A 14,928-nucleotide genomic window follows, 5' to 3' on the forward strand; every position below is an offset into this window, starting at 1 on the left:
CTTAAACAGTTTTAAACACCAGATTTCAGTCATTCCACACAGTAAGTGGGTACCCCCATGTCCAAAACAGCCGCGCCCGCGCCGCTGGCTGCCGATCCCAGTCGCTGGAAGGCACTCGTCTTCATAGCCCTGGCCCAGCTGATGGTCGTCCTCGACGCGACGATCGTGAACATCGCGCTCCCGTCCGCCCAGACCGACCTCGGCATCTCCGACGGCAACCGCCAGTGGGTCATCACCGCGTACGCGCTCGCCTTCGGCGGACTCCTGCTCTTCGGCGGCCGCATCGCCGACAAGTGGGGCCGTAAGAACGCCTTCATCGTCGGCCTCATCGGCTTCGCCCTGGCCTCCGCGCTCGGCGGCGCCGCCAACGGCGAGGCGATGATGCTGGGTGCCCGCGCCCTCCAGGGTGCCTTCGGCGCACTGCTGGCCCCGGCCGCGCTCTCCCTGCTGGCCGTGATGTTCACCGACGCCAAGGAGCGGGCCAAGGCCTTCGGCATCTACGGTGCGATCGCCGGTGGCGGTGGCGCCGTCGGCCTGATCCTCGGCGGCTTCCTCACCGAGTACCTGAACTGGCGCTGGACCTTCTTCGTCAACATCCCGTTCGCGATCATCGCGGCCGTGGGTGCGTGGATGATCATCCGTGAGCCCGCGGGCGGCCGCAACCGCGCCCCGCTCGACATCCCCGGCGTGATCCTGTCGACCACGGGTCTGGTCGCGCTGGTCTACGGGTTCACCCGGGCCGAGTCGGCCGGCTGGTCGGACGCGCTGACCGTGACCATGTTCGTCGCCTCGGCGGTGCTGCTCGCGGCCTTCGTGTTCGTCGAGTCCCGCGTGAAGTCCCCGCTGCTGCCGCTGCGCGTCCTGCTGGAGCGCAACCGCGGTGGTGTCTACCTCTCGCTCGGCCTGGCCGTCATCGCGATGTTCGGCCTGTTCCTCTTCCTCACGTACTACCTCCAGGTCGTGAAGGGCTTCTCGCCGGTCAAGACCGGCTTCGCCTTCCTGCCGATGATCGCGGGCATGATCACGGGCTCCACCCAGATCGGTGCCCGTCTGATGACCCGGGTCGCACCCCGGCTGCTGATGGGCCCGGGCTTCCTGCTCGCCGCCACCGGCATGCTGCTGCTGACCCAGCTGGAGGTCGGGTCCTCGTACCCGGCGCTGATCCTGCCGGCGCAGCTGCTGCTGGGTCTGGGCATGGGTACGGCGTTCATGCCGGCCATGTCGCTGGCCACGCACGGTGTGAACCCGGCCGACGCCGGTGTCGCCTCCGCCATGGTCAACACCTCGCAGCAGGTGGGCGGCGCCATCGGCACCGCGCTGCTGAACACGATCGCCGCCTCGGCGACCACCGCGTACCTGACCGACCACGCGGCCGCGGTCGCGGCGGGCGGCCCGGCGGCGAAGCTGGTGCAGGCCCAGGCGATGGTGGAGGGCTACTCCTCCGCCATCTGGTGGGCCGTCGGCATCCTGGTCGCCAGCGCGACCATCGCCCTGACGCTGATCACCACGGGCCGGCCGGGCGCGGGCGGTCCGGTCGCCTCCGGTGACGGCGCGGGCGCCGACGCCGAGGTGAAGATCCCGGTGATCGCCCACTGACGCGCCTCGGGGAACCCCGGGAATGACTGATGGCCCCGTGCCGTTCGCTCGCGAACGGCACGGGGCCGGTCCTGTTCCCGCGCTAGCCCGCCCCGCCGGGCCCGGTGATGTCGCTGCCGATGGTGAACCCCTTGGCGGGGCCCGAGGGAACGGTGACGCCGGTTCCGTAGGAGGCCCTGACCTCGTCCTGGTAGACGGCGCTCCCCGGATCGGGCGCGCTCAGCACGGTGACGGTGCCGCCCGCGTCGTAGTCGTCGATGAGCACGTAGACCGCGATCCCCGCGCGCGCGTACTCGCGCCGCTTGCGGGTGCGGTCGCGGGTGATGTTGTCGTGGCCGGGGGATACGACTTCGACGATCAGCTGGACCGCGGTGGCGTCGATCCCGAGGCCGTCCTCGGTCACGTGTTCCTCCGCGTCATCCAGTGAGATGAACAGGTCGGGGATCCACGCCTTGCGGTGGTGGACGACGTTCATGTCCTGGTACGCAGCGAACTCGCCGCGGGGCAGGAACGCGTCCAAGGCGCGCCGAAGCCGGTTCGCGATCCGTCCGTGTGAGTAGCGCCCCGTGGGTGACACCTCGATGAACCCCTCGACGATCTCGGCGTGATAGCCCTCGGGGGGGTCCATGGCTTTCCATGACTGCCACACGGCCTCGTCCTGGTCCGACGGGGACGTCGCGACCTCCGGCATTACGGCCTCCAGCGTCTCGTGGGCGAGAGCGGTCATGGTGCAGCACCTCCTCTCAGTCTGGGCGTCGCCGGCCGGGCGGCACAAGCGACTCTCCCAAGCCAGGAGGCGGCCCGGCCATGCCGCGGGAATACGCCCGCCTCTCGTCCGGACGGGTGAGGGAGGGGTGGGTTTGGGGTGGTTGTCGGGTATCCGGCGGTTCGGTGGGTGGGGGAGGCAACCAGAAGGGGGCGGGGGTCGTCTTCAGGGGCGGAGTGAGCAGCCGCGGCGCGCGTCGCGGAGTGTGACGGCGGTCACCCCGACGCGGTGGCGGGGCAGGATACTGCAAGATCCCCAAAAAGAGGGACCGCCGTGGGAATTCTGTCCCGATTCCAGTCGTTGTTTCCTTCGGAAGCGGGCACTCGGGAGAGTGTCCAGGGATGCGGGGACGCACCGGCAAGACCCCCGCGTTCCAGCAGCCGCACCGCGACCTAACTCATTGCAAGGGAGCACGCATGGCAACCCGCGCCGTCGCCCGTAGTCAGTCCAGGGGCAGCGCCCGCGCTGTGGGCGGGGAGATCGCCGACCGCGACCTGGTGGGCATGTACCTCGACGAGATCGCGCGTACCCCGCTGCTCGACGCGGCCAAGGAAGTGGAGCTCTCCCAGATCATCGAAGCGGGCGTCTACGCCCGGCAGATCCTCGACGGAGAGATAGAGCGCGAGGGCGAGACCCCGGCCCGCGAGGAGCTGGAAGCCCTGGCCGCGGAGGGGGAGCGGGCCAAGGAGATCTTCATCCGCTCCAACCTGCGCCTCGTCGTGGCCGTCGCCCGGCGCTACCCGCGCAGCGGCCTGCCCCTGCTCGACCTGATCCAGGAGGGCAACGCCGGCCTGGTGCGCGCCGTCGAGAAGTTCGACTACGCCAAGGGCTTCAAGTTCTCCACGTACGCGACGTGGTGGATCCGCCAGGCCATCACCCGCTCCATCGCCGACCAGTCCCGCACCATCCGCCTCCCCGTCCACCTGGTCGAGGAGCTCGGCCGGATCCGCCGCGTGCAGCGCGAGTTCAACCGCGAGAACGGCCGGGATCCGGAGCACGCCGAGATCGCCGCCGAGCTGGACACGACGGAGAAGCGCGTCGGTGACGTACTGGACTGGGCGCGCGACCCCGTCAGCCTGAACATGGCGGTGGACGACGAGGGCGAGACGCAGTTCGGCGACCTCCTGGAGGACACCTCCGCGATCTCCCCCGAGCAGTCTGTCCTGTCGCTCCTGCGCAGCGAGGAGCTGGAGGACCTGCTGGGCAAGCTGGACCAGCGCACGGCGTCCATCATCAAGATGCGGTACGGGATCGACGACGGCCGCGAGCGGACCCTGACGGAGGTCGGCAAGCAGCACGGCCTGACCCGCGAGCGGATCCGGCAGATCGAGAAGCACGCCCTGCTGGAGCTGAAGCGGATGGCCCGCGACACGGGCTTCGACGCGGTGGCCTGACCCGGACCGACCGGCCGCCCGCCCGCCCGACCGGCGGGCCGCGCCCCCAGAACGAGCCCCCGGTGCCTACCCCCCCCCAGGCGCCGGGGGCTCCCCCGCGCCCCCACTCACCCCTGCGGCCGCACCGCCGCCGTGAGCCGGGACGCCAGCGCGCGGGCCGCCTCGGTCAGGAAGTCGGGGGTGTGGACCGTGAAGGGCACCGCGGTCAGCGCCAGCCGGGCCGCCACCCACTCGGGGGAGTCCCCGCTGGAGAACCGCACCCGGCAGCCCCCGTCCACGGGCTCCGCGTGCTGGCGCAGCCATCCGGGCAGCACCTCGGCCGGGGCCTCGAACGACACGTCCACCGGGTACGTCTCCCCGCCCCGCAGCCCGCGCCGTACGAACTCCGCCGCGTCCATCGGCAGCTCCCGCGGAGTGAACCGGGCGCCCGTCGCGAACGGCTCCGCCACCCGGTCCACCCGGAACGTCCGCCAGTCTCCCCGGTCCAGGTCGTACGCCACCAGGTACCACCGGCTCCCGGTGCTCACCAGCCGGTACGGCTCCACCAGCCGCTTCGAGTCCGCCCCGCCCCGCGCCCGGTACGCGAACCGCAGCCGCTCGGGGCCGGCCACCGCCGCCGCCATCGTGGTCAGCGTCCGCGGGTCGATGCTCGGCCCGTCCCCCCGGGTCACCGCGACCGTCGCCGACTGCAACGCCCCCACCCGGCGCCGCAGCCGCCCCGGCAGGACCTGTTCCAGCTTCGCGAGGGCCCGTACGGAGGCCTCCTCCACCCCCTCGATGGCGTGCCCGGCACCCGCCCGCAACCCCACCGCGATCGCCACCGCCTCCTCGTCGTCCAGCAGCAGCGGCGGCATCGCGGCCCCCGCCACCAGCCGGTACCCGCCCTCGGCGCCCAGCGTGGCCTCCACCGGGTACCCCAGCTCCCGCAGCCGCTCGATGTCGCGGCGGATCGTGCGCGGGCTGACCCGCAGCCGCTCCGCCAGCTCGCTGCCGGGCCATTCGCGCGGGGTCTGGAGCAGGGAGAGCAGGGTCAGCAGCCGCGCCGGGGTGTCGGTCATACGATCCACATTGCCACGGGAAGTAGGACACCCTCTGGCCTAGATGGGGTCTAGGTTTCCTTCCATGACCTCCGAGACCACCTCGCCCGCCGATCGCCGCCGCTGGCTGGCGCTGGCCATCGTGATGACCGCGTCCTTCATGGACCTCGTCGACGTCACGATCGTCAACATCGCGATACCCAGCATGCGCCAGGACTTCGGCGCCTCCACCAGCGCGATCCAGTGGATCACCGCCGGCTACGCGCTCGCCTTCGCCGCCGGCCTCATCACGGGCGGACGCCTCGGGGACATCTACGGACGCAGGCGCCTCTTCCTCGTGGGCGTCGCCGGCTTCACCGCCGCCTCCCTCCTGTGCGGCATCGCGGCCGACCCCGCCATGCTCGTCGCCTCCCGCCTCCTCCAGGGCGGCATGGCGGCCATGATGGTGCCGCAGGTCCTGGCGATCATCCACGTCACCTTCCCGCCGCACGAGCGCGGCAAGGTCTTCGGCATGTTCGGCGCGATCGTCGGCCTCGGCGCGGTCTCGGGGCCGATGCTCGGCGCGCTGCTCACCGAGTGGAACCTCTTCGGCCTCGAATGGCGCACGATCTTCCTGATCAACCTGCCCGTCGGCATCGCGGCCGTGATCCTGGGCCGCAAGTTCATCTCGGAGTCCAAGGCCCCCAAGGCCCTGCGCCTCGACCTGGTCGGTGTGGTCCTGGCCACCCTCGCCCTGGTCATGCTGATCTTCCCGCTCACCCAGGGCCGGGAGAACGACTGGCCGCTGTGGGGCTTCCTGTGCATGGGCGCCTCGCCGCTGGTCTTCGCCGCCTTCATCGCGTACGAGAAGTACAAGATCAAGAAGGACGGCTCCCCGCTCGTCGAGCTCTCCCTCTTCCGGATCAAGAGCTTCGCCGGCGGCATCGCCGTCCAGCTGACCTTCGGCCTGGCGACCGGCATCTTCTTCCTCGTCTGGACGCTCTACATGCAGATGGGCCTCGGCTGGAGCCCGCTGCGCGCCGGCACCACCGGCATCCCCTTCTCCATCGCCGTCTCCGTCGCGGCCGGGCTCTCGGTCGAGAAGCTCGTCCCGCGTTTCGGCCGCAAGGTGCTCCAGGCCGGCGCGCTGACCATGGCCGCGGGTCTGCTCCTCTACATCTGGGAGTCGCAGCACTACGGCATGGGGATCGCCTCCTGGCAGATGGCCGCCCCGCTGGTCGTCATGGGCATCGGCATGGGCCTGATCGTCGCCCCGCTGAACGACACCATCCTGTCCCAGGTGCCGCGCGAGCACGCCGGCTCGGCCTCCGGCCTGATCAACACCACCGGCCAGATGGGCAACGCGCTCGGCCTCGCGCTGACCTCCGTCGTCTTCTTCGGGTCGATCGAGGACGACCGGGCCTTCGGCGCGCCGTACGTCGACGCCTTCCGCGGCTCGCTGTGGTGGGTCGTGGCGGTGCTCGTCGTGATCTTCGCGGTGATGTTCGTGCTGCCGCGCAAGCAGGTCCCGATGGAGGAGCGCGAGGGCGGTACGCAGGCCCCCGCCTCCGAGGCCGTTCCCGTCGGGTAACGCCTCCCTCACCCCCGTACGGGCATGTCCGCTTCTGTTGGCGGGCGTGCCCGTTTGGTTTGGTATGGCTTGATATCGGCGTACAGTAGGCGTAATCCGCAGAAACGGACGCGAACCCACATGTACGCACCGGAGCGCCAACAGGAGATCCTCCGCCTCGCCCGCGAGGCGGGCCGGATCGACGTGCTCTCCCTCGCCGACCGCTTCCAGGTGACCGCCGAGACCGTACGCCGCGACCTCAAGGCCCTGGACCGGGCCGGCCTGGTCCGCCGCGTGCACGGCGGGGCCATCCCGGCCGGCCGCCTCGACTTCGAACCGGACCTCACCGAACGCGAGACCACCCGCGCCGACGAGAAGGACCGCATCGCGGCCGCCGCCTTCGCCGAGATCCCCGCGGGCGGGAGCGTCGTCCTCGACGCCGGCAGCACCGTCGCCCGCCTCGCCGCCGCCCTCCCCGTCGACGCCGCGCTCACCGTGGTCACCCACGCGCTGCCCGTCGCGGCCCGCCTCGCCGACCACGCCGGCATCGACCTCCACCTCGTCGGCGGGCGCGTCCGCCACCGCACCCGGGCCGCCGTGGACGCCTGGGCGCTGCGCGCCTACGCCGAGATCCGCGCCGACGTCGCCTTCCTCGCCGCCAACGGCTTCTCGGCGCACGGCCTGTTCACCCCCGACCTCGCGGAAGCCGCCGTCAAGCGGGCCGCGATGGCGGCCGCCCGCCGGGTGGTGCTGCTCGCCGACTCCTCGAAGGCGGGCCGGGAGCACTTCGCGTGCTTCGGCTCCCTCGCGGACGTGGACCTCCTGATCACCGACCAGGGGCTCGCCCCTGCCCAGCAGGCGGCCATCGAGGCCGCCGGTACGGAAGTCGTGCTCGTATGATCCTGACCGTCACCCCGAACCCCTCCCTCGACCGGACGTACGAGGTCCCCTCGCTCGGCCGGGGCGCGGTGCTGCGCGCCACCGGCGAGCGCGTCGACCCCGGGGGCAAGGGGGTCAACGTCTCCCGCGCGGTGGCCGCCGCGGGCGGCCTCACGACGGCGGTCCTCCCGCTCGGCGGCTCCGCGGGCGCCCTGATCGCCGAACTCCTGGGCGTACAGGGCGTGGACGTCACGGCGGTGACGATCTCCGGGCAGACCCGGTCCAACATCTCGCTCGTCGAACCGGACGGCACCCTCACCAAGATCAACGCACCGGGGCCCGAACTCACCGGGGAGGAATCCGCCCTCCTGCTGGAGACCGTACGCACCGCCGCCGGCCACCCCGACTGGATCGCGGCCTGCGGCAGCCTCCCGCGCGGCCTGGCCCCCGACTGGTACGCCGACGCGGTCGCCCGCGGCCGCGAGGCCGGCGCCCGGGTCGCCCTCGACACCTCGGGCCCGGCGCTGACCGCGGCCCTCGCGGCCCGCCCGGACCTGATCAAGCCGAACGCCCCGGAACTCGCCCAGGCGGTCGGCCGCCCGCTGGCCACCCTCGGCGAAGCCGTCCGGGCGGCCCAGGAGCTCCGCTCGCGGGGCGCCGGCGCCGTACTGGCCTCACTCGGCGCGGACGGGCAGCTCCTGGTCGGTGCCGAGGGCACCTTCCACGGCACGGCCCCCGTGGCCGCCGTCCGCAGCGACGTCGGGGCGGGCGACGCCTCGCTGGCCGGCTTCCTGATCGCGGGCGGAACCGGCCCCAAGGCCCTCGCCTCGGCCCTGGCTCACGGCGCGGCCGCGGTCCGGCTCCCGGGCAGCGCCATGCCGACCCCGGCGGACCTGCGCCCGGAAGACGTCCGCATCACGCAGGACCCGCCCCCGGAGCTCCGCCTCTCCCGCCCCGCCCTGCCCTGAGGCGCGGTCACCTCACCCGCGCGCGCAGCTCCATCGCCCCGCGGGCTGCCGCCTCGCTCTCGTACACCTCGCACATGTGCCGCCCGTCCGGCGTCGCCGTGTGCTCCACCTCCCACAGGCTGAGCTCGCTGCCGTCCAGCAGCACGAACGAGTGCTCGTACAGGTTGAACCCGGTGCCCCGCCCGTCCGCCGTGAACGGCCGCGGCCCGAACGCCTGGGTGATCTGGTGCGCGTACGCCGAGCGCAGCAGCAGCGCCGTCCCCTCGCCGGGCCGGTCCGGGTTCTCCGCGCGCCGCAGCACCCGGCGGGCGTGGTCGGCGGACTCCTCCACCGCGTACTCCCGGTGCCGCCGCGCCGGCGGCGTCGCCGCGAACAGCGCGCCCAGCCCCGCCACATCGGTGTCCGGCCCCTCCTCGGCGGCCGCGAGCGCCGGATCCAGCTCGGGGTCGAACGCCGCCTCCGCCGGGGCCTCGCCGAACAGCCGGGCCACGGCCAGGCAGGCCTCCGCCTTGCTCACGAAGACCTCGTGCCGGATCGTCCGGTCGCCCACCAGCCGGTACACCAGCTCCCACAGAGAGGCCGAACCGCCGTCGGACAGCAGGTACGTGTGCCGGTGGGTCTCCCGCCACAGGCCCGCCGCCGGGCTGTGGTGGGTGGCGTACAGCGAGGAGCTGTGGGCGAGCGCCGTACCGAGGCGCTCGACCAACCGGTCCGGCAGGTCGAAGGAGTTGAGGGCGCGGCCCAGGAGTCGCTCGAGGTGCGCCTCGGTTGTCTCGTACGGATCGCTCAAGGTGGGTCTCCAGGCCGTCGCAGCTAGTGACTTCTCGGAAGCTCAACGTAGCCCCTGGGTCTGACATCACGTCCGGGGTTCGGTAAAACGTCCGGGAAGCATCAGGGGTTCCCGCCACACCTTCAGGTCAACTTGGCCCGGGATGAGCATGGTTCGCCCGGGTCTGTGCGGGAGCGCGGGAACATGGGCCGTATGGCAACGAAAACAGTGGGCCTTCCCCGCCAACAGGGGCTGCCCTCCCAAGGGGACGAGGGCGGACCGGAGGCCGGCCGGCGGGCGCCCGCCTGGCTGCTGGTGCTCACCGGGGCCGCCGGGGTGCTGGCCTCCTGGGTGATCACCCTCGACAAGTTCCTCCTGCTGGAGGACCCGGACTTCAAACCCGCCTGCAGCCTGAACCCGGTGGTCTCCTGCGGCAGCGTCATGAAGAGCGAGCAGGCGGCGGCCTTCGGGTTCCCCAACCCCCTGCTGGGCCTCGTCGCGTTCGCCGCCGTCGTCTGCGTCGGCGCGGGCCTGCTGGCCGGCGCCCGCTACCGCGGCTGGTTCTGGCTGGGACTGAACGCCGGGACGGTCTTCGGAGTCGGCTTCTGCACCTGGCTGATGGTCCAGTCCCTGTACGAGATCAACGCGCTCTGCCTGTGGTGCTGCCTGACCTGGGCGGCCACCCTGCTGATGTTCTGGGCGGTGACCGCCCACAACGTCCGTACGGGCGCCCTGCCCGCGCCCGGCCCGGTACGGACCTTCTTCGCCGAGTTCGCCTGGGCCCCGCCCGCCCTGCACATCGGCGTGATCGCCATGCTGATCCTCACCCGCTGGTGGGAGTTCTGGACCGGCTGACCGCCCCGCACGCCCGAGGGCCCCGGCAGCTGGACGCTGCCGGGGCCCTCGTCACATCGCTCCACGGGCACGATGGGCCCGTACCGCGGAAAGCAGGGGAGCGGAGATCAGCTGCCGACGGAGCCGTTGCCCGACAGGACCGGGATGTTGTCCAGGATGTGGGAGAGCGGCTCGTCGCCCTTGGCCTGGGTGGAGTTCTCGGTGCACTGCTGGTTCATCGGGTTGGACAGGACGTTGATGTCCTGGACGCCGACGTTGACGAGGGCGAGGATCGACTGCGCGTTGACCTTGACCGGCAGACCGATGCAGGGCTTGTTGAGGGTGCCCTGGACCAGGCCGAGCTGCGGGCTCTGCGCGCCTTCGGTCTTCTGGTTGCCGTAGATCTGCTGAGCACCGTTCCCGTTGACGGTGTTGATCCCGTTGTCGTTGCCGATGGCCATGGCCGGGGCCGCAACAGCAGCGCCCGCGCCGACGGCGGCGGCGGTGACCGCGGCAGCAGTCATGATCTTCTTGAACATCATTGGTCCTTTTGTCGCACGAGTGCCCGCTAGTGGAGCGCCCTGGTCAACTGCCCTTCCCGGGGGTTGGTTCCGCCGCTTCACTCAAACGGCCCGCCGCGGCCGGGGATTTCCCCGTCCAGGGTGAGTCTTCTGCGGACGCGTGCGCGAAGCCCGTACGCAGCACTCAGAGGCAGCTGGTGGCGCACGCTCCGGTTGCGCTCCGTGGAAGGTATTCGCACGGTGGGTGAGGAAGCGGATCGCTCGGGTCCGCATCTGTGCGACCACCGAAGGAACCGCCATGCACCGCACGAAGCCGTCCCGCGTCCGCGTCCTCGTCCCGTCGGCCCTCGCCGTCGTCATACTCTCCGGCGCGGCCGCCCCCGCGGGCGCCGCGGACGGTGACACGGCCGCCGCCGTCCGGAACAGGGTCGCGGCCGTCCAGCAGCAGATCGACCGCCGCGCGGCGGCCGCCGGCCCGCTCGACGACCTCCTCGCGCAGATCACCGCGATCCTCGACGGGCTCACCAAGTCCCTGGAGGGACTCCTGCCCGGGGTGAAGCTCCCGCCGATCTCGCTGCCGACCCTGCCCAGCCTCCCGGCGATCCCGGCGATCCCGTCGCTGCCGATCCCGTCCCTCCCCGAGATCCCGTCGATCCCCGAGGTCCCGGAGATCCCCGTCTCCAACCCGGTGGCGCCGGTCTCCAAGCCGGCGGCGCCCGCAGTCCCGGCACGGCCGGCACCGGTGAAGCCGGTCAAGCCGCTCTACCCCGTCAACCCCGTCAAGCCGGCCGAGCCGGCCGACCCGGGCCTGACGCCGGTGGAGGTCGTGCCGGAGCTCCCCGCCCTCCCGTAGCGGGGAGGAATGATCGCAGATGAACGGCCGAAAACCGCGCGTGGTTACGACTATTGAGCTGAACAGGTCTGATTGCGCGCGGAGCCGTGTCGTACGGGACGCTGGACCGTTTCGCTCGGTGTGAGCCCCACGTCGGGGCAGAACATCGAACAGAAGGTGCACTTCCCATGAACTCTGCCAAGAAGGCCGCCCTGGTCCTGGCCACCGCCGGTCTCGCTGCGGCCGGTGCCGCCGGCTCCGCCATGGCCGACTCGTCGGCCGAGGGCGCGGCCGTGGGCTCCCCCGGTGTCCTCTCGGGCAACCTGGTCCAGGTCCCGGTTCACGTTCCGGTCAACGTCTGCGGCAACACCGTCAACGTGATCGCCCTGCTGAACCCCGCGTTCGGCAACGTCTGCGTCAACGACTGACGTCAGTCGTAACACCTGACTGTGGGCGCCACCGGCCTCGCCGGTGGCGCCCACAGCTCTTTGCTCCCGCTGATCCCGCGGATCCCGCCGGGGGCGGGGGACCGGACCGGCTCAGTGCGCTCCGCCGTTGAGCTTGACGCCGCCGAGGAGCGCCGGGGAGGCCTGGGTGGCCCCGTTGGCGACCTTGAGCACCTCGCCCGGAGCATCGTTGCGGACCTTGTTGACGCGCTGGGCGGTGTCCACGACCTTCGTGACGGCCTCGCCCTGTTCGGCGACCCCGTTGCCCACCGTCTGCGGGAGCGACTCGGTGACCGGGGCCAGCGAGTTGACGGCCTCGGTGGCCCCGCTCGTCAGGCTCATGGGGGGCATCGCGACCGGCGCTGCGGAGGCGAAGGCGGGGGCGGAGGCGCCGAGCGCGGCAACGGAGCCGGCGATGACCGCGGCGACCTTCGTGAGCTTCATAATCGAAATCCTCTTCTTTCGTGGGCGGCGGACGTCGGCGGCGACCGTGGCGCCGCTTTCGCCCTGGGTAACGATTACCCGCCGCTCCGGAAACGCGTACGGCAACGGCCGGAGAACCCGACGAAGGATTCTCCGGCCGATATTTCTTCCGATTACCGGTATTGCCGGTCAGGCGATTCGGGACCTCCGGTAGAGAATGGCGCCGCCCAGGATCAGCGCCGAGGCGAGGGCCGCCGCGGCGCCGGGCCGGCCCGCGCCCGTCGCGGCGAGCTCCGGCGCGGACACGTGCGCCGGGGCGGGCGCCGGGGCCGGTACGGGGGCCGGCGCGGCCGGGGTTACGGGGGTCACCGGCACGGGGGCCGGAGCGGGCGCCGGCGCCAGGTGGATCGGGGTGTCACCGGCGGGGGCGGCCGGCGGCTGGTCGGCGGGACGGACGACCTCGGGCGCCGGAGCGGGCGCCGGGTGCTCCTCGAAGTGGCTGCCGTGCGGCGGCGCCGGTACGGGGGCCTCCTCGGCCACCGGCGCGGGGGCCGGAAGCGGCCGCGGCGCCTCCGCGACCGGCGCGGGGAGCGGTACGGGTGCCTCGTGGACCGGGGCCGGCAGCGGCGCGGGGAGCGGCGCCGGCGCGGGCACCTCGTGGACCGGCGGCTTCGGCGCCGGGTGGGGGATCGGCTTCGGCGCCGGGTGGGGCTTCGGCGCGGGCTTCGGAGCCGGGTGCTCCGCCTCCGGCTTGGGCCGCGGCCGCGGCTGCGGGCGTTCGGGCGCCGGGGGAGCGTGGTGGGCCACCGGCGCCGGGGCCGGGAGGGCGTGCGGGTGGTCGTCGCACTCCTCCTCGTCCGAGCCCCCGTACCCGCCCTCGTCGCGCGGCTCCTCGTAGCGGGGGGCCGCGTGCCGGGGTGCGTGGTGGCGGGCCTCCTCGTAGCGCGGCTCCTCGTGGCGCTGCTCGGGCAGCGCGTGCCGGCCGCCCTGGTGCTCTTCGAGGTAGCGCTCGACGGCCTCGGCGTGTTCGGGGCTGAGGTAGCGCTCGTAGTCGCGGTCGGCGCGGTCGGCATGGTGGACGTCCGGGCCGGTCGTAGTGGCGCAGTTGTTCCCCATCGAGGGGTTGAGCGCCGCTCCGCCGTCCACGCTGTTGCCGCACACGTTCGGCGAGAGGGTGATCGGTACCGAGACGCTGTTGCCGGACAGCACGCCCGGCGAATGCGAGGCCTCGGCCATCGCCCCCGGGTGCGCGTAGGCCGCGCCGGTCGCGATCGAGAGCAGGCTGGAGGCGGCCGCCGCCGTGAGCACCCCCTTGCCCAGTACCTGTCGGCTCAGTACCTGTCGCATGGGTCCTTCCCTGTCTACCGGCACTCCCGCCGGTGCTGGATCGAAGGTGGCCTCGGAGTGCACCGCCGTGCACTCCGAGGCCACCCCGAGGAGGTTTGCCCTGGCGGGCGGGCGCTTCGTCAGGCGTTGACGCAGGTGTTGCCGAACGCGGGGTTCAGCAGACCGATCACGTTGACGGTGTTGCCGCAGACGTTGACCGGGACGTGCACCGGAACCTGGACCAGGTTCCCGGAGAGCACGCCGGGGGAGCCGACGGCCTTGCCGTCGGCAGCCGCGTCGGCCATGGCGGGCGAGGCGGCACCGGCGGCCATGAGAACGCCGGCGGCCAGCACCACTGCCTTCTTGTACGTCATTTGTTTTCGATCCTTCCCGCAGGGGCGTGTCCACTGCAGAAATAACAACGAGTGTGTCCTGGAAAAGAAACCGGAGATTTTCGCGAGCGGTGTCATGAATTTACTCGCGCGTGCGCCACCCGGAATTCGCGACGGATTTACGCGCTATTCGCGGCGCGGGCGGGAGGGTGCGGCGCGGTGTGGACGAGCGGTGTGGAGAAGCGGCGAGGCCGCCGCGACCCGGAGGGTGCGGCGGCCTCGCTTGCGCGGGCTGCGGTCAGCTGCCGGAGGAGACGTTGCCCGACAGGACCGGGATGTTGTCCAGGATGTGCGAGAGCGGCTCGTCGCCCTTGGCCTGGGTGGAGTTCTCGGTGCACTGCTGGTTCATCGGGTTGGACAGGATCGGGATGTCCTGGACGCCGACGTTGACGAGGGCGAGGATCGACTGCGCGTTGACCTTGGCCGGCAGCGCGATGCAGGGCTTGTTGAACGAGCCCTGGATGAGCGCCATCTGGGGGCTCATGTTGCCGTAGGTGGCCTGGTTGCCGTAGATCTGCGAGGCGCCGTTGCCGTTGACGGTGTTGATGCCGTTGTCGTTGCCGATCGCCATCGCCTGCGGGGCCATGGCGGCACCGATGCCCACGACCGAGGCTGCGGCAGCCGCAGTGGCCATCATCTTCTTGATCATTGTCGTCCCTTTTTTGCTGGATTGCCCGGTGGTGGAGCACCCGGAACAACGGGCCCGCCCCGGTTCGGGTTGCGTCGCTTCACCCGGATGCCTTGGTTTCGAGCGGCCTGATTGACGGTTCGGCTGACAGTCGGACCGTCGGTCAGGCGTTGACGCAGGTGTTGCCGAACGTCGGGTTCAGGGCGCCGACCAGGTTCGCCGTGAGACCGCAGACGTTCACGGGGATGTTGACCGGCACCTGGACCAGGTTGCCGCTGCCCACGCCGGGGGACTCCGCCGCGAGGCCCGCGGCCGTCGAGTCCGCGGAGGCGAGGCCCGCGCCGCCCATCAGCGCCGCAGTGCCGGCGACCGCCAGGGTGGTGCCGCGCATCAGCCTCTTCTTCATCTCCGTTTTTCCTTTCGGTTCGAACAATGGTGCACCGCATAACGACCCGCCGCCTGTGAGGGTGCGTGTTATCGCCCAAAAGGCCGTACGAGCGAGTCCGGCGTGATTTCCCGCCTCCTTTCTGACAAAGTTCACTTCTGTTTTGTCCCCTTGATCGAAAAT

Annotated in this window: 17 protein-coding genes; 8 read left to right on the forward strand and 9 right to left on the reverse strand. The window is 71.7% G+C overall.

Annotated features, from left to right (window positions below; all coding sequences use genetic code 11):
* Nucleotides 1–57 precede the first annotated feature (57 nt).
* Nucleotides 58–1,596, forward strand: a complete 1,539-nt coding sequence (locus tag CP980_RS19550; protein ID WP_099891589.1) for an MFS transporter — start codon at nt 58–60, stop codon at nt 1,594–1,596.
* Nucleotides 1,597–1,678: 82 nt separating this feature from the next.
* On the opposite strand, the gene CP980_RS19555 is transcribed toward CP980_RS19550, so the two are convergent.
* Nucleotides 1,679–2,323 carry a Uma2 family endonuclease gene (locus tag CP980_RS19555; RefSeq protein ID WP_132757523.1) on the reverse strand — a complete coding sequence of 215 codons (645 nt, stop codon included), beginning with the start codon at nt 2,321–2,323 and terminating at the stop codon, nt 1,679–1,681.
* Nucleotides 2,324–2,778: 455 nt separating this feature from the next.
* Between CP980_RS19555 and CP980_RS19560 the strand changes: the two genes are divergently transcribed.
* Nucleotides 2,779–3,756, forward strand: a complete 978-nt coding sequence (locus tag CP980_RS19560; RefSeq protein ID WP_099891593.1) for a sigma-70 family RNA polymerase sigma factor — start codon at nt 2,779–2,781, stop codon at nt 3,754–3,756.
* A gap of 107 nt (nt 3,757–3,863) precedes the next feature.
* On the opposite strand, the gene CP980_RS19565 is transcribed toward CP980_RS19560, so the two are convergent.
* A complete protein-coding gene (locus tag CP980_RS19565) occupies nt 3,864–4,814 on the reverse strand; it encodes a helix-turn-helix transcriptional regulator (protein WP_132757521.1) in 951 nt (316 codons plus the stop codon).
* Nucleotides 4,815–4,878: 64 nt separating this feature from the next.
* On the opposite strand from CP980_RS19565, the gene CP980_RS19570 reads away from it, so the two are divergent.
* From CP980_RS19570 to pfkB, 3 genes are all read left to right on the forward strand, one after another.
* Nucleotides 4,879–6,363: an MFS transporter gene (locus tag CP980_RS19570; RefSeq protein ID WP_229907238.1), complete on the forward strand. Its 1,485-nt coding sequence runs from the start codon at nt 4,879–4,881 to the stop codon at nt 6,361–6,363.
* Nucleotides 6,364–6,483: 120 nt separating this feature from the next.
* On the forward strand, nt 6,484–7,242 hold the full coding sequence (locus CP980_RS19575) for a DeoR/GlpR family DNA-binding transcription regulator (RefSeq protein ID WP_150528717.1): 759 nt from the start codon (nt 6,484–6,486) through the stop codon (nt 7,240–7,242).
* Complete coding sequence (gene pfkB, locus CP980_RS19580) at nt 7,239–8,189, forward strand: 1-phosphofructokinase (protein WP_150528718.1); 951 nt, start codon at nt 7,239–7,241, stop codon at nt 8,187–8,189. The genes CP980_RS19575 and pfkB overlap by 4 nt, the downstream gene beginning before the upstream one ends.
* A gap of 7 nt (nt 8,190–8,196) precedes the next feature.
* Here pfkB and CP980_RS19585 read toward each other — a convergent pair whose 3' ends face one another.
* Nucleotides 8,197–8,979 (reverse strand): DUF6227 family protein, encoded by a 783-nt coding sequence (locus CP980_RS19585; protein ID WP_132757513.1) that lies wholly within the window; start codon nt 8,977–8,979, stop codon nt 8,197–8,199.
* Nucleotides 8,980–9,171: 192 nt separating this feature from the next.
* Here CP980_RS19585 and CP980_RS19590 point away from each other — a divergent pair, with 192 nt between their 5' ends.
* The gene (locus CP980_RS19590; RefSeq protein ID WP_132757512.1) at nt 9,172–9,813 is read left to right on the forward strand and encodes a vitamin K epoxide reductase family protein; all 642 of its coding nucleotides are present in this window, start codon (nt 9,172–9,174) and stop codon (nt 9,811–9,813) included.
* Between the two features lie 107 nt (nt 9,814–9,920).
* Here CP980_RS19590 and CP980_RS19595 read toward each other — a convergent pair whose 3' ends face one another.
* Nucleotides 9,921–10,331, reverse strand: coding sequence for a rodlin (locus tag CP980_RS19595; protein WP_132757510.1), 411 nt, complete (start codon nt 10,329–10,331; stop codon nt 9,921–9,923).
* A 280-nt stretch (nt 10,332–10,611) separates the two neighbouring features.
* On the opposite strand from CP980_RS19595, the gene CP980_RS36395 reads away from it, so the two are divergent.
* Together CP980_RS36395 and CP980_RS19605 are read left to right on the forward strand one after the other, a co-directional pair.
* Nucleotides 10,612–11,166, forward strand: a complete 555-nt coding sequence (locus CP980_RS36395) for a hypothetical protein (protein WP_150528719.1) — start codon at nt 10,612–10,614, stop codon at nt 11,164–11,166.
* 167 nt (nt 11,167–11,333) lie between these two features.
* Nucleotides 11,334–11,573, forward strand: a complete 240-nt coding sequence (locus CP980_RS19605) for a chaplin (protein ID WP_054222414.1) — start codon at nt 11,334–11,336, stop codon at nt 11,571–11,573.
* Nucleotides 11,574–11,684: 111 nt separating this feature from the next.
* On the opposite strand, the gene CP980_RS19610 is transcribed toward CP980_RS19605, so the two are convergent.
* The 5 genes from CP980_RS19610 to CP980_RS19630 form a co-directional block, all read right to left on the reverse strand.
* On the reverse strand, nt 11,685–12,035 hold the full coding sequence (locus CP980_RS19610) for a hypothetical protein (protein ID WP_132757508.1): 351 nt from the start codon (nt 12,033–12,035) through the stop codon (nt 11,685–11,687).
* Between the two features lie 168 nt (nt 12,036–12,203).
* Nucleotides 12,204–13,361 carry a chaplin gene (locus tag CP980_RS19615; protein ID WP_150528720.1) on the reverse strand — a complete coding sequence of 386 codons (1,158 nt, stop codon included), beginning with the start codon at nt 13,359–13,361 and terminating at the stop codon, nt 12,204–12,206.
* 119 nt (nt 13,362–13,480) lie between these two features.
* Entirely contained in the window at nt 13,481–13,714 is a 234-nt protein-coding gene (locus CP980_RS19620) for a chaplin (protein WP_132757504.1), read from the reverse strand.
* A 256-nt stretch (nt 13,715–13,970) separates the two neighbouring features.
* Nucleotides 13,971–14,381, reverse strand: coding sequence for a rodlin (locus tag CP980_RS19625; RefSeq protein ID WP_099891617.1), 411 nt, complete (start codon nt 14,379–14,381; stop codon nt 13,971–13,973).
* 142 nt (nt 14,382–14,523) lie between these two features.
* Nucleotides 14,524–14,751 (reverse strand): chaplin, encoded by a 228-nt coding sequence (locus tag CP980_RS19630; RefSeq protein WP_229907252.1) that lies wholly within the window; start codon nt 14,749–14,751, stop codon nt 14,524–14,526.
* Nucleotides 14,752–14,928: the final 177 nt, after the last annotated feature.

The organism is Streptomyces vinaceus (assembly GCF_008704935.1).
Lineage (GTDB): Bacteria > Actinomycetota > Actinomycetes > Streptomycetales > Streptomycetaceae > Streptomyces > Streptomyces vinaceus.

What these genes read in the sequence shown, in the direction of transcription:
- CP980_RS19565 (WP_132757521.1), bottom strand. Translation starts at nt 4,814, where the DNA reads ATGACCGACACCCCGGCGCGGCTGCTGACCCTGCTCTCCCTGCTCCAG.
- CP980_RS19590 (WP_132757512.1), top strand. Translation starts at nt 9,172, where the DNA reads ATGGCAACGAAAACAGTGGGCCTTCCCCGCCAACAGGGGCTGCCCTCC.
- CP980_RS19625 (WP_099891617.1), bottom strand. Translation starts at nt 14,381, where the DNA reads ATGATCAAGAAGATGATGGCCACTGCGGCTGCCGCAGCCTCGGTCGTG.
- CP980_RS19610 (WP_132757508.1), bottom strand. Translation starts at nt 12,035, where the DNA reads ATGAAGCTCACGAAGGTCGCCGCGGTCATCGCCGGCTCCGTTGCCGCG.
- CP980_RS19595 (WP_132757510.1), bottom strand. Translation starts at nt 10,331, where the DNA reads ATGTTCAAGAAGATCATGACTGCTGCCGCGGTCACCGCCGCCGCCGTC.
- CP980_RS19555 (WP_132757523.1), bottom strand. Translation starts at nt 2,323, where the DNA reads ATGACCGCTCTCGCCCACGAGACGCTGGAGGCCGTAATGCCGGAGGTC.
- pfkB (WP_150528718.1), top strand. Translation starts at nt 7,239, where the DNA reads ATGATCCTGACCGTCACCCCGAACCCCTCCCTCGACCGGACGTACGAG.
- CP980_RS36395 (WP_150528719.1), top strand. Translation starts at nt 10,612, where the DNA reads ATGCACCGCACGAAGCCGTCCCGCGTCCGCGTCCTCGTCCCGTCGGCC.
- CP980_RS19570 (WP_229907238.1), top strand. Translation starts at nt 4,879, where the DNA reads ATGACCTCCGAGACCACCTCGCCCGCCGATCGCCGCCGCTGGCTGGCG.
- CP980_RS19605 (WP_054222414.1), top strand. Translation starts at nt 11,334, where the DNA reads ATGAACTCTGCCAAGAAGGCCGCCCTGGTCCTGGCCACCGCCGGTCTC.
- CP980_RS19575 (WP_150528717.1), top strand. Translation starts at nt 6,484, where the DNA reads ATGTACGCACCGGAGCGCCAACAGGAGATCCTCCGCCTCGCCCGCGAG.
- CP980_RS19560 (WP_099891593.1), top strand. Translation starts at nt 2,779, where the DNA reads ATGGCAACCCGCGCCGTCGCCCGTAGTCAGTCCAGGGGCAGCGCCCGC.
- CP980_RS19630 (WP_229907252.1), bottom strand. Translation starts at nt 14,751, where the DNA reads ATGCGCGGCACCACCCTGGCGGTCGCCGGCACTGCGGCGCTGATGGGC.
- CP980_RS19615 (WP_150528720.1), bottom strand. Translation starts at nt 13,361, where the DNA reads ATGCGACAGGTACTGAGCCGACAGGTACTGGGCAAGGGGGTGCTCACG.
- CP980_RS19620 (WP_132757504.1), bottom strand. Translation starts at nt 13,714, where the DNA reads ATGACGTACAAGAAGGCAGTGGTGCTGGCCGCCGGCGTTCTCATGGCC.
- CP980_RS19550 (WP_099891589.1), top strand. Translation starts at nt 58, where the DNA reads ATGTCCAAAACAGCCGCGCCCGCGCCGCTGGCTGCCGATCCCAGTCGC.